Source organism: Bacillus sp. 005/A4HT-01/001 (assembly GCF_004634445.1).
Taxonomy (GTDB): Bacteria; Bacillota; Bacilli; order Bacillales; family Bacillaceae; genus Bacillus; species Bacillus altitudinis.
The window spans coordinates 457,235-478,704 of record NZ_SEIZ01000002.1 but is presented as its reverse complement, the minus strand read 5'-3'; the positions used below and the strand labels follow the sequence as shown (position 1 = coordinate 478,704).

The following is a 21,470-nucleotide window of genomic DNA, read 5'->3' as shown; positions in this document are numbered from 1 at the left end:
CACACTCCCGATTTTCTCACATAAATACGATTGTATCATTTTAAATTGATCTTTTTCAATTCCTTTTCATCGTTGAAAAGAAAAAAGTCAAAGCCAAGAGATCCTGACTTTGACTTTCTGACGAGTACGTTTCAGCAGTCTTTTTCAAAAGTAAAGGTGATTATTTTTTCTCTTGATCGTCGTTTACTTCTTCGTATTCTGCATCCACTACATTGTCATCTGCTTTTTGAGCACCTTCAGCGCCTTCTTGCTGAGCTTGTGCTTGTTTTGCAGCTTCTTCATAGAGCTTTGTCGTTAATTCTTGAACGATTGTTTGTAGCTCATCTTTTTTCGCTTTAATGTCTTCAAGCTCGCCTTTTTCGATCGCAGCTTTTAGCGCATCTTTTGCATCATTCGCTTTTTTCACTTGCTCTTCATCGATTTTGCCTTCAAGATCTTTTAATGTTTTTTCTGTTGTAAACACTAATTGATCTGCTTCATTGCGCACTTCGATTTCTTCTTTTTTCTTTGCATCTGCTTCAGCATTTTCTTCTGCTTCTTTGACCATTTTTTCGATCTCATCATCAGAAAGACCTGAAGAAGATTTGATTGTGATGTTTTGTTCTTTTCCAGTACCCATATCTTTCGCACGTACGTTTACGATACCGTTTTTATCGATATCAAAAGATACTTCGATTTGTGGTACGCCGCGTGGTGCTGGCGGGATATCAGTCAATTGGAAACGACCTAATGTTTTGTTGTCTGCTGCCATTGGACGCTCACCTTGTAAGACGTGAATGTCTACAGCAGTTTGGTTGTCAGCAGCCGTTGAGAATACTTGAGATTTACTTGTTGGAATGGTTGTATTACGTTCAATCAGCTTTGTGAATACGCCGCCCATTGTTTCAATTCCTAAAGAAAGTGGTGTGACGTCAAGAAGAACAACGTCTTTGACATCTCCTGTGATAACTCCACCTTGAATTGCCGCACCAAGTGCAACCACTTCATCAGGGTTTACGCCTTTATGAGGCTCTTTACCTGTTTCTTTTTTGATTGCTTCTTGTACTGCAGGAATACGAGTTGATCCACCAACAAGGATGACTTTATCAATCTCACTAGCAGATAGACCTGCATCTTTCAGTGATTGACGTACAGGTGTCATTGTACGCTCTACAAGGTCTGCAGAAAGCTCTTCGAATTTAGCTCGCGTTAGCGTTAATTCTAGGTGAAGAGGACCTGCATCTCCAGCTGTGATAAATGGCAGTGAGATTTGTGTAGATGATACACCAGAAAGATCTTTTTTCGCTTTTTCAGCAGCATCTTTTAAACGCTGAAGCGCCATTTTATCTTTAGAAAGATCAATGCCGTTTTCTTTTTTGAACTCAGCCACTAGATGATCGATGATGACTTGGTCAAAATCGTCTCCACCTAGACGGTTGTCCCCAGCAGTTGAGCGTACTTCAAAGACGCCGTCTCCAAGCTCAAGGACTGATACGTCAAATGTACCGCCACCAAGGTCATATACAAGGATCGTTTGATCTTCATCTGTTTTATCTAAACCATAAGCAAGTGCAGCTGCTGTTGGTTCGTTGATGATACGTTCTACTTCAAGACCAGCAATTTTACCAGCATCTTTTGTTGCTTGGCGCTCTGCATCGTTGAAGTAAGCAGGAACTGTAATAACCGCTTTTGTTACTTCTTCGCCAAGATAAGCTTCAGCGTAAGATTTAAGATGTTGAAGGATGATTGCAGAGATTTCCTGCGGCGTGTAGTTCTTGCCCTCAACTTCTACTTTATAATCTGTACCCATATGTCTTTTAACAGACATGATGGTGTTTGGGTTTGTAATTGATTGACGTTTCGCTACTTCACCTACTTGGCGCTCTCCATTTTTAAAAGCGACAACAGATGGTGTTGTACGTGCTCCTTCAGCGTTTGCAATAACTTTTGGCTCGCCGCCTTCGAGTACTGCAACGCATGAGTTTGTTGTTCCTAAGTCAATACCAATGATTTTACTCATATTCGATGACCTCCCATTATGTAGTTATTGATTTACTTTTACCATTGATGGACGAATAACTCGGTCTTTGAGTTTATAGCCCTTTTGCAATTCTTCTACAACGATGTTTGAATCGTAGTTTTCATCTTCAACTTGCATGACGGCTTGATGAAGGTTTGGATCGAACTCTTTGCCGACAGCTTCAATTGGTTCAACGCCTTCATTTTTCAACGCTTCTACCAGCTGGCGGTAGACCATTTGCATACCTTCTAACAAACTTTTCGTCTGCTCATTGTCTGGATCGATTCCAAGCGCTCTTTCAAAGTTGTCGAGAGCTGGGAGAAGGTCGCTGACAACATGTTGAGAACGATATTTTTGCACGGTCTCCACTTCAGTTCGAGCACGGCGTTTATAGTTTTCAAAATCTGCTTGAACACGCAGAATTTTGTTTTCTTTTTCATCTAGAAGCTGCTGCAATTCATCAATCTTCTCTTGGAAGGCAGACTGTTCATCGTGCTTTACTTCCTCAGTTTCTGCTTGAACTGCTTCTTCTTGTGCTTCAACCTCTGCTGCTTGCTCAGGTGTCTGTTTTTCTTCTGACATTGTGTTCACCTCCCTCAAAAGATTCAATTATACGAAGGGGCTGTGCCCCCACCTTTTATCACCCTACTCATCATACAAATTGGAAAGTGCGTTTGACAAGTCTTTTGATACATGATGCAAAAGACTAACGACTCGCCCGTAATCCATACGGGTTGGACCAATGACAGCGATGGAGCCGAGTGATTTTTGATCAATCGCATAAGTTGCTGTGATTAAACTGCAGTTCTCCATTGCTTCCAAATTGTTTTCTGAACCGATTTTAATGGTGATTCCTTGCTGATTTGGATGAAACAGCTGCATGACATCGTTCTTTTGTTCAATCAGCATCATGAGTGAACGAATGCGGTCAATGTCATGAAACTCTGGCTGGTTCAACATATTAATCTTCCCGCCAAAGAAAAGTTTTGATTCATTTTGTGTTGAAGTGAATGTGTTACCAAGTGCATCTAAAATATGATCATAGTCTTTTAAATGCGTGCGAAGGAGCATCACTACTTCTTTATACATCCTGTCCTTCAGCTGATCCATCGGGACTCCGGCTAAGCGGCTGTTTAAAATATTCATTAGCTTCTCAATATCGGAGACATCAAGATGCTCAGAGAAGGTAATGGTTTTGTTTTCAACATGCCCGCTGTCTGTAATCATAATCGCTACTGCTTTATTAGGCTGGACAGGGACAAGCTGAATTTGCTTCAATCGATTTTCACTTAGCTTTGGACCAAGGACAATCGATGTGTAGTTTGTGAGATCTGATAAAATTTCCGCCGATTTTTGAACTGTTTTTTCCAGCTCAAAAATTTTCTCCTGAAATACTGACTGGATGAGCACAAGCTCTTTAGATGACAGTTTTCGCGGAGAGAGCAAATGATCTACATAATAACGATATCCTTTTTCGGAAGGAATTCTTCCTGATGAAGAATGGGTCTTTTCAATAAAACCGAGTTCCTCCAAATCAGCCATTTCGTTTCTAATCGTCGCAGAGCTGAATGTAATATCTTCTTTTTTGGAAAGAGTCCTTGATCCAACTGGCTGCGCCGAACGAATAAAGTCATTAATAATGACTTGTAGAATCAAAAGCTGACGATTTGTTAACATCATCATCACCCCTGTTAGCACTCTCTTTCAACGAGTGCTAATTGTATAAACAAAATTACCAAACTCAAATTAAAATGTCAATTATAACTCACCGAGAAACGCTTGAAATACTTCATTCCCTAACAATTTTCCTTTTCTTGTTAAACGAACGCCAATCTCATCCTGTTCAATGAGACCTTTTTCTGCTAATTCTTCAAGAATGGCGGGAAAGAGTGCTTCTGGTGATGCTCCAAATTTCGCTTGAAAGTGAGCACTTTTCACGCCTTCAATTTTCCGCAAACCTAAGAACATTTCTTCTTCGATCTGTTCTGCTTTTGTCACCTGATGCGTTTCCTTATATGGAAACCCTGTTTGTTCAATGAGCTCTAAGTAATGCTTCACTGGTCCAGCGTTCACATTACGGACGCCATCTACATACCCGTGCGCTCCTGCGCCAAAACCAAAGTAATCTTCGTTGCTCCAATAGGTGAGGTTATGCTGGCTTTCAAAACCTGGTTTGGCGTAATTGCTAATCTCATATTGTTTGAGTCCATGCCGCTCCATTTCATCCATGACGAGCTCATACATTTCAGCCTCACGTTCTTGCGGTGGTAAATGCAGTTTCCCTTTTTGCATCAAATTGTAAAAGACCGTCTTTGGCTCGACAATCAGTGAATAAACCGAATAATGTTCTGCACCTAATGAAAAAGCGGTCTCTAGTGAATGCATGACATGATGCTTCTCTTGGTGAGGCAAACCAAACATCAGATCAAGACTAATGTTGTCAAACCCAACTGCTCTTGCTCGCTCGAAAGACGTGAGAACATCTTTCTTTTGATGAACCCGTCCGATTTTTTTGAGCAGGTCATCTTCAAATGTTTGAACACCAAAGCTCAGCCGATTAACGCCTGCTGATTTTAAGACATTCAATTTCTCAAGCGATAGTTCGTCTGGGTTTGCTTCTACTGCAAACTCGATTAAGTTTTTGGTTGGTTTTAATACGCGGTGAATGCTGTCCATAAGCTGATCTAATTGGCTGGTTGTCAGTGATGTCGGGGTTCCCCCGCCAATAAAGATCGTCTTTAGTTCTTGCTCCCCTTTTTGATCGATCGTGTGCTGCATTTCTTTTTCAAGAGCGGCTAAGTATTCATCGACCGGCTGGGTTTTAATGAAAAATTTATTAAAATCACAATAGTGACAAATGTGCTCACAAAATGGAATGTGAATGTATGCTGCTTTCATTTGTTGACACCTTCTTTACAGGTAAAGAGCCGCAGTTTATCGCTGCGGCCTCTTCGTTTGTTTTCGACTATAAACGTCAAGGCGAGCATTGTAAAGCAGGTTGCCTTGAGGATGTTATTTTTTCGGTGTGCTGTCGTCCATTTTCAGCACGGCCATAAATGCTTCTTGTGGGACCTCTACAGAACCCACTTGCTTCATGCGCTTTTTCCCTTCTTTTTGCTTCTCAAGAAGCTTTCTTTTCCGGGAAATATCTCCACCATAACACTTCGCTAGTACGTTCTTGCGCATTGCTTTAATGGTAGACCGAGCAACAATCTTTTGACCGATCGCTGCCTGAACTGGTACTTCAAAGTGCTGGCGCGGAATCAGTTCTTTCAGCTTTTCTACAATGATCTTTCCGCGTTCATATGCATAATCGCGGTGAACAATAAAGGAAAGCGCATCGATTTTTTCGCCATTGAGCATGATATCCATTTTCACTAGAGTGGATGGGCGATAGCCGATCAGCTCGTAATCAAAGGATGCATACCCTTTTGTATTGGACTTTAATTGATCAAAGAATTCGTATACGATCTCTGCCAGAGGAATTTCGTACACAATACTTACGCGGTTTGCATCAAGATATTGCATATCAATGAAATTGCCGCGCTTTCCTTGGCAAAGCTCCATCACAGAACCAACATAATCATTTGGCACCATCATTGTTGCCTTCACGTATGGCTCTTCAATTCGCTCAATCTTTTGCGGATCAGGCAAATTGGATGGGTTATCTACGACGATTTTTTCTCCGTCTGTCATATACACATCGTAAATAACACTTGGCGCTGTCGTAATAAGGTCGATTTTAAATTCACGTTCAATCCGTTCTTGGATGATTTCCATATGAAGCATGCCAAGGAAGCCGCAGCGGAAGCCGAAGCCAAGTGCTTGGGATGTCTCTGCCTCATATTGAAGTGAAGAATCATTTAATTCAAGCTTTTCTAACGCTTCACGCAAGTCGTTATATTTCGCTGTGTCAATTGGATAAAGGCCGCAGTACACCATTGGGTTCAGCTTTCTATATCCAGGCAGAGCTTCTTTCGCAGGGTTTACCGCACTTGTGATCGTATCCCCTACTCGTGTATCACCAACGTTTTTAATGGCAGCTGTTAAATAGCCAACATCTCCAACAGTGAGTTCGTCTGTTGGCATTGCTTTCGGTGTAAATACGCCGACTTCAAGCACTTCAAATTCTTTGCCTGTCGCCATCATCTTGATTTTTTGACCCGGTTTGACGGTTCCTTCGACAATTCGTATGTAAGCAATGACGCCACGATACGCATCGTAGAGAGAATCAAAAATGAGGGCTTGAAGTGGTGCTTCCGGATCTCCAGCTGGTGCCGGCACCTTTTCGACGATTTGTTCTAAAATATCCTCGATCCCGATGCCCGCCTTAGCAGAGGTAAGAACAGCTTCAGATGCATCCAACCCGATGACATCTTCAATTTCTTGTCTTACACGTTCAGGTTCTGCACTCGGCAGATCAATTTTGTTAATGATCGGCAGGATTTCTAAGTTGTTATCAAGAGCTAAATAAACGTTCGCTAGTGTCTGTGCTTCAATGCCTTGTGCTGCATCCACCACAAGAATTGCACCTTCACAGGCAGCTAGGCTTCGAGATACCTCATAGGTGAAGTCGACATGCCCTGGTGTATCAATCAGGTGCATAATATATTCTTCTCCATCCTTCGCCTGATATTTCAGCTGGACAGAGTTTAATTTGATCGTAATGCCGCGTTCACGCTCTAAGTCCATGGAATCAAGTAATTGTTCTTTCATTTCTCGTTGCGTAATCGCCGCTGTTTTTTCCAAAATACGGTCAGCCAATGTGGATTTCCCATGGTCAATATGGGCGATAATGGAGAAATTTCGAATTCTTGATTGCCGTTCTAATCGTTTTTCTTTATCTGTCACAATCTATCACTCCTACTATAAAACGCGGGTTGCGCTAGGTTAGATTATATCAATAGGGCTGTAAAGATTCAATCGAAATCAAGAAAAGCCGCTCATCGGTTAGCGGCTTTTGCGAAAAGGTGTGATATCTTATGAAATAACATCCAACATGATGCTTACAACAGTTTATTTACCATTCACCCAATCATAAAGTGTACGGGCTGCATGCGTCATACCATCTGATAATGCTTTTCCGGCCTTAGAGAAGGCATTAAAGCTCTCCATTTCTTCTAGCTGCTTTTGTTTTTCTGCTAAGTCCTTTTGTGTGACAGCTGTTCCGAGGATAGAAGCTTCTTTTTCTTGATCATCATTCGTTTGGACAGTGAAGGCCCCTTTTAATTGCGGATCATGATACCCTTTCATTTGAAGCATGCCATTATTAGCTTGCTGCATTCCTAAAAAGACACCGAATAGCAATACGAGCGATAAAATAATGGTTTTTCCGATAAATGAGCCCATGTCCTCCACCACCTTAAGACCGTTTTTTCTCATCCTTTGCTTTGCCGTCTACCTTTTCTGCGTCCCAGAAAATTTCACTGAACACATCAGCTGCTGCATTGGATGCGTTTTTCAGTTCTTCCATATTATTATCCACACCGCCAAATTCTAATAGGAGGGCTTTGTCAGATAAATCTTGATTATAGATTCCATTATCACCAATTTCTCCTTTGGCAAACACACCGACACTAAGTCCTTTATATTTTTTCTCCATCAAATGGTGGAACTCTGTCGCCAGCTTTAAGTTTTTCTCATAGCTTTGATTCTTCTTCCCTACAACAAACGCGATTCTCGCATATTTCTTGCCTTTGATTTCTACTGTCGTATCTTTCTTTCTCCTTGAATCCCGGTGAATATCGATTAAGTAATCTAGGTCATCATTTTTAGCGAGAGCCTCTTTTACAACCAATCTGGATTCATTATATGATTGAGGATACTTCAACCCTTTTTTCAGCAGTCTTTTTTCAATTTCTGTTTTATCCACTGTGTTGCCGATTCCTTGCTGATCGAGCGCTTTACCAAACATCTCCCCGACAAGGGTGACGTTCACTTTTGAGTGGCGCGCATTGTTTGGGTTTGTTTCTCCTTTTAAAAATGGTAAATATGATTCCGTATTATGTGTGTGATAAATGTATACAGCTTTTCGTTTTCCTGTCGACTGGTCCGGCTCTTTTGCAGGCGTTTTCGGTTCATCTTCATCAAGCTTGTCCAGCTCAGCTAGATTTGCTTCTTTTTCATCTTTGATGACTTCACTTGGAGGCGGCGATTCCATTGGCATATTCGTATAGTCTGTACCTTCACCTGCTAGGATGATTTTTGTATCAAAATGTTCAAAGCCTGGCAGCTCTCTTCCTAGAAAACTGCGGGGGTCTTCTAAATTGATACTTGTGGCAAGTTTGAGTGACAGCCCGGAGAAATGAAATCCTTTTTGATCTTCAGGGACTGCTGAGGCAAAATATTGATTTTCCATCCCCATTAGAGTTGCAAAGAATGCCCCTGACAGCTCATCTGCCACACCATATAATGATGCTTGAGGCCTAAGCTCAGGTTTTAAAGACGTCAAAGCCCCTGACATGACAAACACAACCACCAGAGAGACAATAAACAAAAAAATACTCTTCACTACTTTTGTTCCATTAATCGCAACGACCAACTGTCGAGGACGGCGAGGTCTTTTTTTCATGATTTACTCCCTCCAGCACGCTTTCTAGTAATTACACTATGAGCGAGCTAGAGAAAGTAGAACTGTTTAATGATTATAGGAACCCATGTTGTCTTGAGAGATTTTTTGATGAAGTGCTGTATTTAACCCATTGGCGAGTACGTTCGCCATGTCATCAATGAATGTATCCACTTCTTTAGGTGTGACCATTAGATTTTGTCCAAGCGGTGCAAGCACTTCATGGATCAACTGTCTTTTTTCTTCTTCAGGAAGCGTTCCGACGATTCCTAAAAAGGATTGACGCGTTTCATCATCTGGCAAATCCTCTTCATTCAGCACTTTTTTCTTCCCAAATGTCAGACCCGCTGGTACTAAAGATCGGGAAGGTCTATCATCTTTCAGTTCTCTACCAAAATGCTTTAACACGTAATCAATCGTGTCACTTGCGATCGTGACTGCATCGACCACTGTTGGTACACCAATGGCAATGACTGGAATCCCCAAGGTCTCTTTGCTTAATTCTTTTCGTTTATTTCCGACACCCGATCCTGGATGTATACCTGTATCAGAAATTTGAATCGTCGTATTCACCCGTTCTACTGCACGTGCAGCCAGTGCATCGATGGCGATCACAAAATCTGGTTTAGATCGTTCAATGACACCTTGTATAATGTCACTTGTTTCTATACCAGTCAGCCCCATGACCCCAGGCGATAATGAAGACACTGGGCGATAGCCTTCCTGCACATTCTCAGGCTGTAATTCAAATAAATGGCGTGTCACCAGCAAATTTTCAACTGTGAGCGGCCCTAAAGCATCCGGCGTGACATTCCAGTTTCCGAGTCCTACGACAAGACAGCTCGCATCCGCCTGAATGCCGTGATCTTTTAAAAATTGAGCAAAATGATGGGCAAAAACTTCAACCACTTTTTCTTGCATCTCAGAGTCTTTCTCCCGAATTCCTTGCGCCTCAAGCGTCAAGTATGTCCCTGCCTTTTTTCCGGTCAGCTCTTCTCCTTCTGTCGTAATCTCCACAGTGCGGATGCGGATGCCGTGCTCTTCCTTCTCCTTCTCAACAATTCCTTGAATACCGTCCTTTTTGACCACATTCGGATCGTTCTCTTGTTCTAGTATCTCTTTTGTTTCAACGGCCAAATCGGTCCGGATTTGATAAGCGCTTAAATCAAGTTTCTGTTTCTTCATGAAAAGGCTCCTTCCATCAAGTAATTAACAGTAGTCTTTCCATCTCTTTCAAGAAACATTCGAGCGCTTCATCAATGAAAAATACTTTACATTTATATTGCATTCTAAAGGTGTGTTTGATAGAATACAATTTGTTCTATTGTGAAGATTTAACCTTAAGACAATTGTGTTTAGGTTGTATCTTAGGAGGTGAAACACATGCCAAATATTAAATCAGCGATCAAACGTACAAAAACGAATAACGAACGCCGTGCACACAACGCAACAATCAAGTCTGCGATGCGTACTGCGATTAAACAAGTTGAAGTTTCTGTAGCTAACAACGATGCTGAGCAAGCAAAAGCTGCTCTTTCTTCTGCTGCAAAACGCATTGACAAAGCCGTTAAAACTGGTCTTGTACACAAAAACGCAGCTGCGCGTTACAAATCAAGACTTGCGAAACAAGTAAACGGACTTTCTGCATAATGTTTGCAACGCCTCAGTGATGAGGCACCTGTTTAACTGTACGTCCGTCCTGAACGGCTCAGCCATAAGGACAGACTGGCAATTATACATCTAAACAAAAACGACCCTCTTTTGAGAAGGTCGTTTTTTTATGTTCAAGCCCCTAATAACCGAAGCAGGAACAATTCTAATAATAGCTGCTTGTCCTTTTTACCCGTTTTCATTTCATAATCAATCGTGGAGAGCTCTTTGACGATGTACTTTAGCTCTTCTTCTGAAAACAGTCTTGCCTGATCCATCGCGAGTTTGACCCGGAATGGGTGAACTTTCAGGTTTGACGCAATTTGTTTTTGCCCGTATCCCTGTTGAGCAAAGTACTTTGTCTGCAATATCAACCGAAATTGATTTGAAATGAGTGCCAATATTTTAATGGGTTCCTCATTTTGCTTTAGGAGGTCATAAAACATTTGCATCGCTTCAGACCGGCGCCTGTTCACGATTTGGTTAATCAGTTCGAAAATATTCTGCTCCAAACTTCGTGCAACGAGCTGATTGACATCCGCCAGCTCAATTTCCTCTCGCTGCCCAATATATGTACTTAGCTTTCGAACCTCTTGAAAAAGTGAGGACAGGCTCCCGCCACATAACATGACAAGCTGTTCTGCCGCTTCAACCGAGATTGTTTTTCCTTCTGTTTTCACCAGCGTGATGGTGAAATCTGTTGTTTCTTTCGGATTTAACTCTTTCGCCTCAACTACAGCCGCTTTCTTTTTTAACAATTTGGTGATTTTCTTACGTTCGTCCAGTTTTTCATATGGGGCCAATAACACGAGAATCGTGTAGGGTGCTGGCTTTTCTAAATAAGCTTCTAACACAGAAAGCTGATGCTCGATCTTTTCTTTTTTCTTTTCTGCAGTGAGGAAATAAGGGTTCTTGATCACAACGAGACGCCGCTCTCCCATAAACGGAAATGTTTCTGCGTCCGTCACAGCCTGCTCAAGCGGCACCTCTTCCATATCGAAGACAGAGTAATTAAAATCCTTTGTTTCTTCGTCGACGACAGCTTGTCTCAATTTTGCAGCTGTCTCTTGAAGTAAATACGTTTCTTTTCCATATAAGCAATAAACGGGGTGAATATCCCCTTTTTTTAAATTGTTCCATACTTCAAAGACCATTCGCTTAAATCCCTCTCTTTCACTTCCTCCTCTATCCTAAAGTGTGTAGAGACATTAGTAAAGAGGAAGCTGAAAGTGCCGCCTCCTCATTTATAGTAAACGTCTCACGTAAGCTCCCGGGTCAGCTTACAGTCAGACGATATTCACAAAATGATCATGAAAATGGAAAACGGTTACTTTACCTTCTAGCAATTCCAAATGAGTTCAAGTATACTAAAAATAGCCAGGAGGGATGAAAATGAATGAATTTGAAAAGAATGTTCAAAGCAAGCGGAATGATGTGACCGACTCAGCTGTTGGTTTTATCGTCACATTCGGATTTTTCGCCTCAATGTTTATTTTGGCAACTGTGATACACCTCGTTGGATCTTAACTACATGAATGCAAGATGACTGCCGTTTTGGCAGTTTTTTTATTGATTTTGTAAGATATCATATGGAGGATGAGCGTAAAATGTTCCATCCTCTTCAAGAAATTCATAGGTCACACTTCCATCGATATCTGTACGATACACCCTTGTTTGATGATCATTTAATTTTTTCAAAACTTCTTGATGAGGATGCAGATACCGATTTCGTTCACCTGCTGAAATCAGTGCATATGACGGATTCAAATGCTGAAGCCATTCTTCACTTGTTGATCCTTTACTCCCGTGATGCCCAACCTTCAAGACATCCGCTCGTAGCTTGGGGTAAGCTTGAATGATGTCTCGTTCCCCTTCTTGTTCAAGATCCCCAGTCAGCATAAAACGCTTGCCGCCAAGCGTAAAGGTGAGGACCAGTGAATCATTATTTTTACTCGTCACCTGGTCACGAGCTGGATGCAGAACGTCAAATTTTTGTCCTCCAATTCTCAGCTGATCCCCTCTTTCCAACTCATCTACAGGAATCCGTTGATCAGCCGCTTCCTTTAAAAGCTGCGCATCCTCTGGATTTCGAGCAAAGCCTTTTGGGATTGCAAGGCGTTTGACTTTATTTCGCTTTATTAACCGCATCGCTTCTCCCATATGATCTTGATCTGCATGGGTAAGGATGAGGACATCAAGTTTTGCTATGCCTTTAGAATGCAGAAATGGAATAAGCGTTTGATCCCCAATTGTAGATACTTTACGTCTTTTTTTCCATGGCTCTTCTTCAAAAGAAAGTCTGCCTCCTGTATCGACTAATATATGCCCGGTTCGATAAGGTAGCTGAATAAACAAACTATCCCCTTGTCCTACATCTAACATCGTGACCTCTCCTTTTTGAAGAAAATTCGGCGTGAAATAGTGTACAGACAGCACACAAACGAGAATCAAAATCGGCACAAGATAAGATTTGATAGAAGTTTTACATTCCATCACAATGAATAGAAAAACAATGGAGGAAACCTCTAGGAGCACATGCCACCATGTCGATTTCATAAAAATGAGAGTAAGACTATCGTAAGCAGCCATGTGTGCAGACAATTGATGACTAAACTGGATCACCCAATCAAGCAGCTGAAACAGTGTTTGTCCAAGCGGAAGATAAATGATAGATAAAAGAAAAAAGAATAAGGACAGAGGCATGACAACCATTGTATAAAAAGGAACAAACATCATATTTAAAGGAACACTCAGCAAGGAAAATTGTTGAAAATAATATAAAAGAACAGGAAGCGAAGCAAGCTGTGCAATCAAGGAAATGAGGAATAACTGCATCACCGAACTTTTTGCTTTTGATAAAATACTAGTGGATAGCAAAATAAATAAGGTCACCACAAATGACAGCTGAAAACCGACATCAAATATATAAAGTGGTTGAATAGCTAATAAAAGCAAGAACGCTGCACTTAACACGACCGCAGAAGGCTGTTTCATTTCTTTTGGCAGGCTTGTGATGACTAAATAAATTCCAGCCATGAGACAGGCTCTTAACACAGACGGTGCAGCACCTGTTAAACAAGCATAAACCGGCAAAAAGGATAATAAAAGAATACGCGCTGTCTCTCTTGTCACGCCAGCACGGAGTAGACACCAAAATAAACAAGCGAGCAATGTTTGAACATGAAGTCCTGAAATGGCTAATAAATGAATGATGCCAAGCATTTGATAATCTCTTAATGTATCAGGGTCTATTAAATCACGATCGCCAAAAATAAGTGCCTGCACAATCCCAACAGAATTCTTCGGAACGTGATCTTCTAGAAATTTCAACCCCTTCTGCCTAATAGATGAAAGGTCATGTGAAGGGCTGTCATGTTTCGTGCAGCTTTTCATAGACTGCGTTAAGAAAATAGCATCAATGCCTTTTGTTTTTAGAAATTGATCATATTGAAAGCCATTCGGTATGGTTGCTTGTTTAGGCAACCGCATCTCACCTGTCATATGACAGCTCATACCTGGCCCAACATCTTTTAGCGCTTCTTTTTCACGCTCCGTTTGAATCGTATAAAATGCCGCTAGTCGACGATTCTCTGATGAAACAGTCGCTGAAAAGCGATTGCCATCTATTTTCGGGATCGTTTCAATCACAACCGAATGAGAAAATGCTTTTTCTTGTATGGGATGATCCGTTTCAAAAAACTGATGCACCATAAAAATGAGCATATAGATCGTTCCACACAAACTGACCATTAAAAAGAACTGGGGTGTTTTTTTCAGCAGACTGAAAAGAAGACATACAAGAAGAAAAAGGAGAAAATACAAATGAAGATGATATGCGGCCAGAGCAATTCCAGCAGCTGCTGAAATCGCCCCGAACGGCAAATACTTAAACATAGGAAGTAAATAATTGATTCGCCTTTTCATGCATTTGACGAATTTCTGTTTCGCTACGTCCTGATTCACTTAGTTTGCCTATTAAATCCGCAACAAAGGCTAATTTTTCTTGGTTTTTTAAGTCAATAATCATCTCATCTAGTTCGACCTGTTCTGTTTGAACTCCGGCCTGTTCAAATAAATCAACAGCATATGGATGATTTTTATAATCCTTCGCATAATACACTGTTCGAATACCTGCTTGAATAATCGCTTTACAGCACTGCAAGCAAGGAAAATGCGTCACATATATTTCAGCATCAGCCGTTGGTGCACCAAATTTGGCACATTGTAAAATAGCGTTCATCTCCGCATGGATTGTACGAACGCAGTGATGATCTATCACATAGCATCCTACATCTGCACAATGCACGTCACCGGCAATGGATCCATTATATCCACCTGCGATGATGCGCTTGTCTCTTACGATCGTTGCCCCAACAGCTAGCCGCTCACAGGTGCTTCGCAAGGCAAGCAAATGGCTTTGAGCCATAAAATATTGATTCCATGAAATTCTCTCCACGAGCTGATCCCTCCAGAATGATGGTTGGTATTAAGTGTACATGCCTTTCTTCTATACCGTCAATTCTACTTGACCGTCAGTTGATTTTTCAGCCGTTCAATGGTCTTCTCTCCAAAACCCGAAATATTCCGTAAATCTTCAATTTGCTGAAATTCTCCATGTTCTTCTCTATACGCAATGATGGCTTCCGCTTTGGCTGGGCCTATTCCGTTAATGGTCTGCAATTCCGCTGCATCAGCTTGATTGACATTCACCCCTTGACTCTTTTCATTTCCCGGCGGCGTATCAGCCGCTGCTGTTTGTCCCTGCTTGTCAGCCTCCCCCTTCTTTCGTACATAAATCATCATACTATCCTCTAATTTTGCTGCTTGATTGATGTCAACTATATCTGCCTTGCTCGTAAAACCACCTGCTCTTTTAATGGCTTCTTCAACTCTGTCCTCAGCCATAAATGCATAAACGCCCGGCTTCCGTACAGCTCCTTTGACCTCTACTACGATGGATGTTGGCTCTTTTTCTGCACTCTCTTGTTTTTCTTCTAATGTGACCCGCGTTTCATGTTGTTCTTTCAATACACCTGGCTCGGTGCTGCCTTTCTCTTTTCCTGCTAAAAAGAAGAAACAGATGATGACGAGGATAATGATTCCCGCTATCAGATAAAGACTGTATTTTTTCAACGAAATGAGCTGCTTCACTTGTTCACGCTTCTTTCAATCATATTTTCACGCTGCTTCACATACTGTTTAGAAGATAACAGATCCTATGCGTCTAAGGAGGGAGAACGTTTGAATATAGGGTTAATCGGTACAGGAAACATGGGTACCATACTTACTGAGGCATTTATTGAATCAAAAGCAGTCAATCCCTCATCCATCACCATTACAAATCGGACCATCGAAAAAGCGTTCAATATAAAAAAGAATCACCCAGAGGTCGAAGTGACGAAACAGCTTTCAGGAGCTGTAACAGATAAAGATTTCATCTTTGTTTGTGTCAAACCACTTGATATTTATCCGCTTTTAAAAGAACTGAGCCCACTTTTAAAAGAACAGCAAACCATTGTCATCATTACAAGTCCGGTTCATCCTGAACAGCTTCAAGACATTGTTCCTTGTCAAACAGCCAGACTGATCCCAAGCATCACCAACCGCGCGTTATCAGGCGCATCACTTTTAACATTTGGTTCATCATGCAATGTCACGACAAAAGCAGCGCTCAGACAACTCGCTTGCCGCATTTCAACACCAATCGAAATTCATCATTCAATCACACGGGCAGCCTCAGATATTGTCAGCTGCGGTCCTGCCTTTATTAGCTTTCTTGTTCAGAAAATGATTGAAGCCGCTGTTGAAGAAACGGATATTTCAAAAGAAGAAGCCACCACCTTATCAGAAGATATGCTTGTAGGACTTGGCCGTTTGATTGAAAAAAGGGTGTATACCCTGCCTACACTGCAAGAGAAGGTGTGTGTAAAAGGCGGCGTCACCGGCGAGGGCATTAAAGCACTTGAAGCAGGTGTTCAAGATATGTTCCACCAACTTTTTCAGAACACTCACGACAAGTTCGATGAGGATGTAGAAGCGGTTGCGCATCAATACCCGCCGAGTGTGTTTACTGATGATCTCAGAAATTAAACATGTTCGCAACAAGCGAAAAAAGGGTTTTAAAAAACCATCGTCCATTAAACGATGGTTTTTGGTTTCTTCGCTGAAATAAAATACCTTTCGGCCAATTCCTGAGGTGCTTCATTTGTAAAATCAGCGGTCACTTCAATCTGTTCAAAGCCAGCGGACTCAAGGAACGCTGCATATGTCTCAAAAGGAAACGTACGCTGTTCGTGCGTTTCATCATAACGCTCATACACGTCTCCGTCTTTTACAAAAAAGCTTAAATCATGAATGACCGAATATGGATGATCTCCTTGATCACTCTGCCAAATATAGCTGATCTCTTCATCTTGATCGGCATAAGTAGAGCCAGGAAATACCTCTTCCATTTTATAAGGGGTATGAACATCAAACAATAAAACCCCACCTGCCTCTAAAAGCTGAAACATGTTTTTAAAGGTTTTTTTGACGTCATTTTCGTTTTTTAGATAATTCAAAGAATCACAGCAAATAACCGCTGCTTGAAAAGTTTGTTCAAACCCCTCAAGCTCTCTCATATCTTGATGTAAAAATTGAATAGACTGCTTATGAGCCTGTGCTTTTTGCTGCGCAAATGCCAGCATCTCTTCACTTAGGTCAATTCCTGTGACCATGTGGCCTTTTGCAGCTAACCGAAGAGAGATCTCTCCAGTTCCACAACCTACATCGATAATCGCACTATTTGGCTTGATATACCGCTGTATCCACTGAACCCATTCATCATAAGGGGCATGTGTCATGAGCTCATCATACACACCTGCAAACCCTTGATAAATCATGAGTTAATGCCAAGCGAAAGCGTTTCTCTCGGCGCATCTCCCCAAAGCTTCTCTAAGTTATAGTATCCTCTTTCCTCTTTGTGGAACACATGAGCAATGACATCTCCTAGATCAATCAAGACCCATCTTGCTTCGTCAAAGCCCTCCATCTTTTTAACTTCGATGCCGCCTTCTTCTGCAAGGTGTTTCACTTCTCTTGCAATGGCCTGTACTTGTTTGTCAGAATTCCCGTGACAAATGAGAAAATAATCTGCAACAAGTGAGATCCCTTGCATATTCAGGGCAATAATATCCTCTGCCCGTTTATCATCGCACGCTCCAGCTGCGATGTTTAAAATTGATGATGCATCCATCAAAATTCCTCCTTAGTTGTTCTTTTGCACAAGTGAGTTATAAGTAGCAAGTGTATCTGGGAAAACTGGCTGATTCTTTTTCATTAAAAAGCTGACGGTGTTTTTTAAAGATTGAATCAAGGCAAGATCCAAATCCTGCTCTGCTAACTCTCTTACTTCCTCTACACCAGGAAAATGGCGTCCTGGCTCTATATAGTCGGCGACATAAATAACTTTTTCAAGCAATGTCATGTTCGGTCTGCCGGATGTATGGAATTCAATGGCTGTTAAAATATCTCGGTCGTCAATTCCAACTTCTTTTTTGACCAAATAGGCACCAACTGGGGCATGCCAAAGCTCAGGTGAATATTTAAGCAATAGAGGGTTCATCTGTTCTTGCTGGATGATGCCCTTCATTTCTTCTTTCGGTCTAAATTTGGCATAATCGTGGAAAATAGCCGCAACCTCTGCTTTTTTCACATCTGCACCAAAACGTTCAGCTAATGAAATGGCCGTCTCCATGACCCCAATTGTATGTGTATATCTATGCTCTGTTAACTGCTGTTTGACACAGTTTAACGCTTCTTCACGATTCATATAAATGATGCTCCTTTATATAACACTCAACAGCTTTCGGAATCAAATAATCAACAGGTTTCCCCTGCTTCATTCGCTGCCTAATCAATGTCGATGATACATCAAAAGCCGGAACATCTGCAAACAAAAGAGGATACGCCGTACTTCCTTCATAACCTGGTCTTTTCATCCCAATAAAGGTGATCATCTGAAGCAAATCATCGATTCTGTGCCATTTCGGCAAATACTCGACCATGTCCGCTCCAATCATAAAAAAGAACTCATCTTCAGGATGGCGCTTCTTCAACAGCTCAACTGTATCTACTGTATAAGATGGGCCCTCCCGCTCCATTTCAATAAGCTCAACTCGAAAATGAGGATTTGACTGAATCGCTTTTTCCACCATTTTTACGCGGTGATGACTCTCTGCTCGTTTTCGGCCCGTTTTATGAGGGGGCTTGTGATTTGGGATAAACCAAATTTCATCAAGCCCTACTTGTAAACGCACCTCACTTGCCATCAGCAAATGCCCATTATGCGGGGGATCAAACGTACCGCCGAACAACCCTATTTTTTTCATATCATATCCACCTTTACGGCAGCTTAATTTGTTTATTTTCCTTTGATTCCTTATAAAGGACAATCACATTTCCGATCGTTTGAACGAGTTCAGCTTTTGCACCTTTTACAAGTGCTTTTGCAACCTCTGTTTTGTCCTCGTCGCAGTTTTGCAATACGCTGACTTTCAAAAGTTCTCTTGCTTCAAGCGCCTCGGAAATTTGCTTGACCATATTGTCATTTACCCCGCCTTTTCCAACTTGAAAAATAGGTGATAAATGATGTGCTTGCGCACGTAAAAAACGTTTTTGCTTACCTTTTAACATGGTGTTCCTCCTAATTTCTCTATGACAATTGACTTCATTTTTCGGGCGTCAGGTGTAATGCCCGTCCACAGTTCAAAGGCTCTTACCGCCTGACCAACAAACATGCCGACGCCATCGACCGTTTTCAAACCTAACCCAGCTGCTTCGCTTAGCAGCTTTGTTTCTATTGGATTATACACAATATCACAAACGACCGCTGTTTTTTTTGCGTTCGCTAAAGAAATTGGGGTTTCTTCAACATTCGGATACATACCAATTGAGGTCGTATGGATGATGACATCATATTCCCCAAGCCGCTCTTCTGCTGTATTTAATGCAATGGCACGAGATGTGATTTTCCCATCGGCACTTTCAATTAAAGCTTCAGCTTTTTCAATGGTGCGGTTGGCGATATCAAAGTGTTTCGGTGCATACTCAGCAATTGTCGTGTAAATCGCTCTTGCTGCTCCACCAGCACCAAGCAGGAGAAATGACAGCTCTGATAACGGCTGATCCAACGCTTCAAGCAATGAATGAAGAAAGCCTTCTCCATCTGTATTGTACCCAACGAGCTGATCTCCTTCGAGCCGCACCGTATTGACGGCACCAAGGCGTTCAGCTGTCACATCAATTTTGTCGAGGTACTTCATGATTTCTACCTTGTGCGGAACAGTGACGTTAATGCCGCTGATTCCTAACGCTTTCATGCCGCTAATCGCATCTTTCAGGTCATCATTTTCTACTTGAAAGCCATGATAATGTCCATCAATTCCAGCATCCTTTAATGCTGCATTATGAATATCCGGAGACATTGAGTGGCCAACAGGGTTACCGATTACTCCGTATAAAGGTTTCAAGGTCTCTCCCCCTCTGAACATTTAAATTAACGAACGTCTCATAAACACGTGCACGCCTTTTGGCGCATACACTTTGATTTGTTTCCCAGCATCATTTGCAGTCACCCAGCCTAATCCTGAAAAGACAATGTCCATTTTTGGCTGATCGATGGTGAAAGTGTGCGGAACGAGCGGCGGGAAATCTTCCATTCCCTCTTTTGATGGCGGTGAAAGCAGTTCACCTGCATGCTTTTCATATAAGTCATCTGCATTCTCCATCTTCGTCCTATGAATGTTGAGTTCATTTGGCATATAGCAGACAAAGGATGTTCTGCCGCCTTTTACATAATCAAATCGAGCCAGTCCGCCAAAGTAAAGCGTTTGAGCTTCATTTAACTGGAACGTTCTCGGTTTCAATTCTTTTTTCGGCGTTAAAATCTTTAAGTCATTTTTGCCGACATAGTGCGCCATTTGATGGCGGTTGATGATCCCCGGTGTATCGAATAAAGCAGACCCGTCATCAAGCGGGATTTCAATCGCATCAAGTGTTGTCCCTGGGTATTGGGATGTGGTGATCACATTCTCTTCTCCAGACACCTCTTTGATAATGCGGTTAATAAATGTTGATTTCCCAACATTTGTACAGCCGACAACATAGACATTTCTGCCCTCACGGTAATGATCAATGGCCTCCATGACCTCAGGCACACCTTGTCCTCTGCTCGCACTGATTAAAAACACATCGATCGGATTGAGCCCATTTTCTTTTGCTTCCCGCTTCATCCATTGAACAAGACGGTCTTTTTTCACGGATTTCGGTAAAATATCTACCTTGTTGCCAACCAGTAAAATGGGATTACCACCAACAATACGGCTCAGTCCATTAATCCAGCTTCCGTTAAAGTCAAAAATATCAACGACCTTGACGATCAGAGAATCAGTCTCGCCAATGCTGTGTAAAATATTTAAAAAGTCGTCTTCTGTTAAAGATACATCCTGAATTTCATTGTAGTTCTTTAACCTAAAACAGCGCTGACAGATCACATCTTCTTTCAATAGAGATGCTGCCGGCGCATATCCTAATTGATCTTTATCTTCCGTCTGAATGGCTACACCGCAGCCAATACAAACAACCTTTTCCATTATTACTCTTCCTCCCACTGAATGTGGCCCTTACGCTTTAAGGCTCCTAAAATTCTGCGTTCAATCTGCCTGTTAAACTTCGTGAAAAATCCGTCCGATGCCGCAACAGGTACAACCAAAATGGTATGGAAGCCATGCCTGTTTCCGCCAAGCACATCTGTCATAAGCTGATCGCCAATGACAACCACATCTTCTTTCTTCAATTGCATATCAGCGACGGCCTTATTAAAGGCTCTTCCCATCGGTTTTCTCGCTTTATAAATAAACGGGATATGAACCGGCTCAGAAAAAAGCTTGACCCTTTTTTCATTATTGTTCGATACAATCGTCACCTGTATCCCGTGATCTTTCATCTCTTGAAACCATTCAATTAAACGCGGGGTCGCACTTGGACGATCCCATTCTACTAGTGTGTTATCTAAATCCGTAATAATTCCTTTTACATTTCGTTCTTTTAGTTTTTGCGGCGAAATGTGGAAAATACTTTTCACAAATTCATCCGGTAAGAAATACTTCTTTAGCACAATTTGCACCCTTTCTTCCATTGGTTTTTCAGCGATTGTGTCGAATCAAATCACAATTTGTCTGTCTATCGAATACAATGAAAAAGTTTTCGACATAT

Annotated in this window: 23 protein-coding genes; 3 read left to right on the top strand and 20 right to left on the bottom strand. The window is 41.7% G+C overall.

The features are described from left to right. Positions 1 to 160 precede the first annotated feature (160 nt). From dnaK to gpr, 8 genes are all read right to left on the bottom strand, one after another. Complete coding sequence (gene dnaK / locus ES896_RS08055) at positions 161 to 1,999, bottom strand: molecular chaperone DnaK (RefSeq protein WP_008342469.1); 1,839 nt, start codon at positions 1,997 to 1,999, stop codon at positions 161 to 163. A 24-nt stretch (positions 2,000 to 2,023) separates the two neighbouring features. Further along, the gene (gene grpE, locus ES896_RS08050; RefSeq protein ID WP_008342471.1) at positions 2,024 to 2,581 is read right to left on the bottom strand and encodes a nucleotide exchange factor GrpE; all 558 of its coding nucleotides are present in this window, start codon (positions 2,579 to 2,581) and stop codon (positions 2,024 to 2,026) included. 63 nt (positions 2,582 to 2,644) lie between these two features. Then, a complete protein-coding gene (gene hrcA / locus ES896_RS08045; RefSeq protein ID WP_008342473.1) occupies positions 2,645 to 3,676 on the bottom strand; it encodes a heat-inducible transcriptional repressor HrcA in 1,032 nt (343 codons plus the stop codon). A gap of 81 nt (positions 3,677 to 3,757) precedes the next feature. Further along, the gene (hemW, locus tag ES896_RS08040; protein ID WP_135226687.1) at positions 3,758 to 4,897 is read right to left on the bottom strand and encodes a radical SAM family heme chaperone HemW; all 1,140 of its coding nucleotides are present in this window, start codon (positions 4,895 to 4,897) and stop codon (positions 3,758 to 3,760) included. Positions 4,898 to 5,011: 114 nt separating this feature from the next. Further along, complete coding sequence (gene lepA, locus ES896_RS08035) at positions 5,012 to 6,850, bottom strand: translation elongation factor 4 (RefSeq protein ID WP_008342476.1); 1,839 nt, start codon at positions 6,848 to 6,850, stop codon at positions 5,012 to 5,014. 165 nt (positions 6,851 to 7,015) lie between these two features. After that, complete coding sequence (locus ES896_RS08030) at positions 7,016 to 7,348, bottom strand: YqxA family protein (protein WP_017358024.1); 333 nt, start codon at positions 7,346 to 7,348, stop codon at positions 7,016 to 7,018. 13 nt (positions 7,349 to 7,361) lie between these two features. After that, positions 7,362 to 8,570, bottom strand: coding sequence for a stage II sporulation protein P (locus ES896_RS08025; protein WP_007501337.1), 1,209 nt, complete (start codon positions 8,568 to 8,570; stop codon positions 7,362 to 7,364). Between the two features lie 66 nt (positions 8,571 to 8,636). Further along, complete coding sequence (gene gpr, locus ES896_RS08020) at positions 8,637 to 9,752, bottom strand: GPR endopeptidase (protein ID WP_008342483.1); 1,116 nt, start codon at positions 9,750 to 9,752, stop codon at positions 8,637 to 8,639. Between the two features lie 198 nt (positions 9,753 to 9,950). Here gpr and rpsT point away from each other — a divergent pair, with 198 nt between their 5' ends. Then, the gene (gene rpsT, locus ES896_RS08015; protein WP_008342485.1) at positions 9,951 to 10,217 is read left to right on the top strand and encodes a 30S ribosomal protein S20; all 267 of its coding nucleotides are present in this window, start codon (positions 9,951 to 9,953) and stop codon (positions 10,215 to 10,217) included. A 134-nt stretch (positions 10,218 to 10,351) separates the two neighbouring features. Here the strand turns inward: rpsT and holA are convergent, their stop codons facing one another. Then, on the bottom strand, positions 10,352 to 11,371 hold the full coding sequence (gene holA, locus ES896_RS08010) for a DNA polymerase III subunit delta (protein ID WP_046344022.1): 1,020 nt from the start codon (positions 11,369 to 11,371) through the stop codon (positions 10,352 to 10,354). 238 nt (positions 11,372 to 11,609) lie between these two features. On the opposite strand from holA, the gene ES896_RS08005 reads away from it, so the two are divergent. Then, positions 11,610 to 11,744, top strand: coding sequence for a YqzM family protein (locus ES896_RS08005; RefSeq protein WP_008342491.1), 135 nt, complete (start codon positions 11,610 to 11,612; stop codon positions 11,742 to 11,744). A gap of 39 nt (positions 11,745 to 11,783) precedes the next feature. On the opposite strand, the gene ES896_RS08000 is transcribed toward ES896_RS08005, so the two are convergent. From ES896_RS08000 to ES896_RS07990, 3 genes are all read right to left on the bottom strand, one after another. Next, positions 11,784 to 14,111: a DNA internalization-related competence protein ComEC/Rec2 gene (locus ES896_RS08000; RefSeq protein WP_135226743.1), complete on the bottom strand. Its 2,328-nt coding sequence runs from the start codon at positions 14,109 to 14,111 to the stop codon at positions 11,784 to 11,786. Continuing rightward, positions 14,104 to 14,673: a ComE operon protein 2 gene (locus tag ES896_RS07995; protein ID WP_008342495.1), complete on the bottom strand. Its 570-nt coding sequence runs from the start codon at positions 14,671 to 14,673 to the stop codon at positions 14,104 to 14,106. Before ES896_RS07995 ends, ES896_RS08000 begins: the two co-directional genes overlap by 8 nt. A gap of 65 nt (positions 14,674 to 14,738) precedes the next feature. Continuing rightward, positions 14,739 to 15,368 (bottom strand): helix-hairpin-helix domain-containing protein, encoded by a 630-nt coding sequence (locus ES896_RS07990; protein ID WP_135226686.1) that lies wholly within the window; start codon positions 15,366 to 15,368, stop codon positions 14,739 to 14,741. 90 nt (positions 15,369 to 15,458) lie between these two features. On the opposite strand from ES896_RS07990, the gene comER reads away from it, so the two are divergent. Further along, positions 15,459 to 16,307, top strand: coding sequence for a late competence protein ComER (gene comER, locus ES896_RS07985; protein ID WP_039964044.1), 849 nt, complete (start codon positions 15,459 to 15,461; stop codon positions 16,305 to 16,307). Positions 16,308 to 16,354: 47 nt separating this feature from the next. Here comER and ES896_RS07980 read toward each other — a convergent pair whose 3' ends face one another. Genes ES896_RS07980 through ES896_RS07945 form a run of 8 tightly spaced genes read right to left on the bottom strand, consistent with a single transcriptional unit; the run spans position 16,355 to position 21,372 of the window. After that, the gene (locus ES896_RS07980; RefSeq protein WP_017367636.1) at positions 16,355 to 17,098 is read right to left on the bottom strand and encodes a class I SAM-dependent DNA methyltransferase; all 744 of its coding nucleotides are present in this window, start codon (positions 17,096 to 17,098) and stop codon (positions 16,355 to 16,357) included. Next, entirely contained in the window at positions 17,095 to 17,451 is a 357-nt protein-coding gene (rsfS, locus tag ES896_RS07975; protein WP_008342502.1) for a ribosome silencing factor, read from the bottom strand. The genes ES896_RS07980 and rsfS overlap by 4 nt, the downstream gene beginning before the upstream one ends. A gap of 12 nt (positions 17,452 to 17,463) precedes the next feature. Further along, positions 17,464 to 18,027, bottom strand: a complete 564-nt coding sequence (gene yqeK / locus ES896_RS07970; protein WP_035702721.1) for a bis(5'-nucleosyl)-tetraphosphatase (symmetrical) YqeK — start codon at positions 18,025 to 18,027, stop codon at positions 17,464 to 17,466. Then, entirely contained in the window at positions 18,017 to 18,586 is a 570-nt protein-coding gene (locus ES896_RS07965; protein WP_025207651.1) for a nicotinate-nucleotide adenylyltransferase, read from the bottom strand. Before ES896_RS07965 ends, yqeK begins: the two co-directional genes overlap by 11 nt. Before the next feature lie 13 nt (positions 18,587 to 18,599). Next, positions 18,600 to 18,890, bottom strand: coding sequence for a ribosome assembly RNA-binding protein YhbY (gene yhbY / locus ES896_RS07960; RefSeq protein ID WP_008342507.1), 291 nt, complete (start codon positions 18,888 to 18,890; stop codon positions 18,600 to 18,602). Then, positions 18,884 to 19,726, bottom strand: a complete 843-nt coding sequence (gene aroE, locus ES896_RS07955) for a shikimate dehydrogenase (protein ID WP_025207652.1) — start codon at positions 19,724 to 19,726, stop codon at positions 18,884 to 18,886. Before aroE ends, yhbY begins: the two co-directional genes overlap by 7 nt. A gap of 21 nt (positions 19,727 to 19,747) precedes the next feature. Beyond that, positions 19,748 to 20,848, bottom strand: coding sequence for a ribosome biogenesis GTPase YqeH (yqeH, locus tag ES896_RS07950; RefSeq protein WP_007501357.1), 1,101 nt, complete (start codon positions 20,846 to 20,848; stop codon positions 19,748 to 19,750). A gap of 2 nt (positions 20,849 to 20,850) precedes the next feature. Beyond that, entirely contained in the window at positions 20,851 to 21,372 is a 522-nt protein-coding gene (locus tag ES896_RS07945) for a YqeG family HAD IIIA-type phosphatase (protein WP_008356191.1), read from the bottom strand. Positions 21,373 to 21,470: the final 98 nt, after the last annotated feature.

What these genes read in the sequence shown, in the direction of transcription:
- dnaK (WP_008342469.1), bottom strand. Translation starts at nt 1,999, where the DNA reads ATGAGTAAAATCATTGGTATTGACTTAGGAACAACAAACTCATGCGTT.
- grpE (WP_008342471.1), bottom strand. Translation starts at nt 2,581, where the DNA reads ATGTCAGAAGAAAAACAGACACCTGAGCAAGCAGCAGAGGTTGAAGCA.
- hrcA (WP_008342473.1), bottom strand. Translation starts at nt 3,676, where the DNA reads ATGTTAACAAATCGTCAGCTTTTGATTCTACAAGTCATTATTAATGAC.
- hemW (WP_135226687.1), bottom strand. Translation starts at nt 4,897, where the DNA reads ATGAAAGCAGCATACATTCACATTCCATTTTGTGAGCACATTTGTCAC.
- ES896_RS08030 (WP_017358024.1), bottom strand. Translation starts at nt 7,348, where the DNA reads ATGGGCTCATTTATCGGAAAAACCATTATTTTATCGCTCGTATTGCTA.
- ES896_RS08025 (WP_007501337.1), bottom strand. Translation starts at nt 8,570, where the DNA reads ATGAAAAAAAGACCTCGCCGTCCTCGACAGTTGGTCGTTGCGATTAAT.
- gpr (WP_008342483.1), bottom strand. Translation starts at nt 9,752, where the DNA reads ATGAAGAAACAGAAACTTGATTTAAGCGCTTATCAAATCCGGACCGAT.
- rpsT (WP_008342485.1), top strand. Translation starts at nt 9,951, where the DNA reads ATGCCAAATATTAAATCAGCGATCAAACGTACAAAAACGAATAACGAA.
- holA (WP_046344022.1), bottom strand. Translation starts at nt 11,371, where the DNA reads ATGGTCTTTGAAGTATGGAACAATTTAAAAAAAGGGGATATTCACCCC.
- ES896_RS08005 (WP_008342491.1), top strand. Translation starts at nt 11,610, where the DNA reads ATGAATGAATTTGAAAAGAATGTTCAAAGCAAGCGGAATGATGTGACC.
- ES896_RS08000 (WP_135226743.1), bottom strand. Translation starts at nt 14,111, where the DNA reads ATGTTTAAGTATTTGCCGTTCGGGGCGATTTCAGCAGCTGCTGGAATT.
- ES896_RS07980 (WP_017367636.1), bottom strand. Translation starts at nt 17,098, where the DNA reads ATGATTTATCAAGGGTTTGCAGGTGTGTATGATGAGCTCATGACACAT.
- rsfS (WP_008342502.1), bottom strand. Translation starts at nt 17,451, where the DNA reads ATGGATGCATCATCAATTTTAAACATCGCAGCTGGAGCGTGCGATGAT.
- yqeK (WP_035702721.1), bottom strand. Translation starts at nt 18,027, where the DNA reads ATGAATCGTGAAGAAGCGTTAAACTGTGTCAAACAGCAGTTAACAGAG.
- ES896_RS07965 (WP_025207651.1), bottom strand. Translation starts at nt 18,586, where the DNA reads ATGAAAAAAATAGGGTTGTTCGGCGGTACGTTTGATCCCCCGCATAAT.
- yhbY (WP_008342507.1), bottom strand. Translation starts at nt 18,890, where the DNA reads ATGTTAAAAGGTAAGCAAAAACGTTTTTTACGTGCGCAAGCACATCAT.
- yqeH (WP_007501357.1), bottom strand. Translation starts at nt 20,848, where the DNA reads ATGGAAAAGGTTGTTTGTATTGGCTGCGGTGTAGCCATTCAGACGGAA.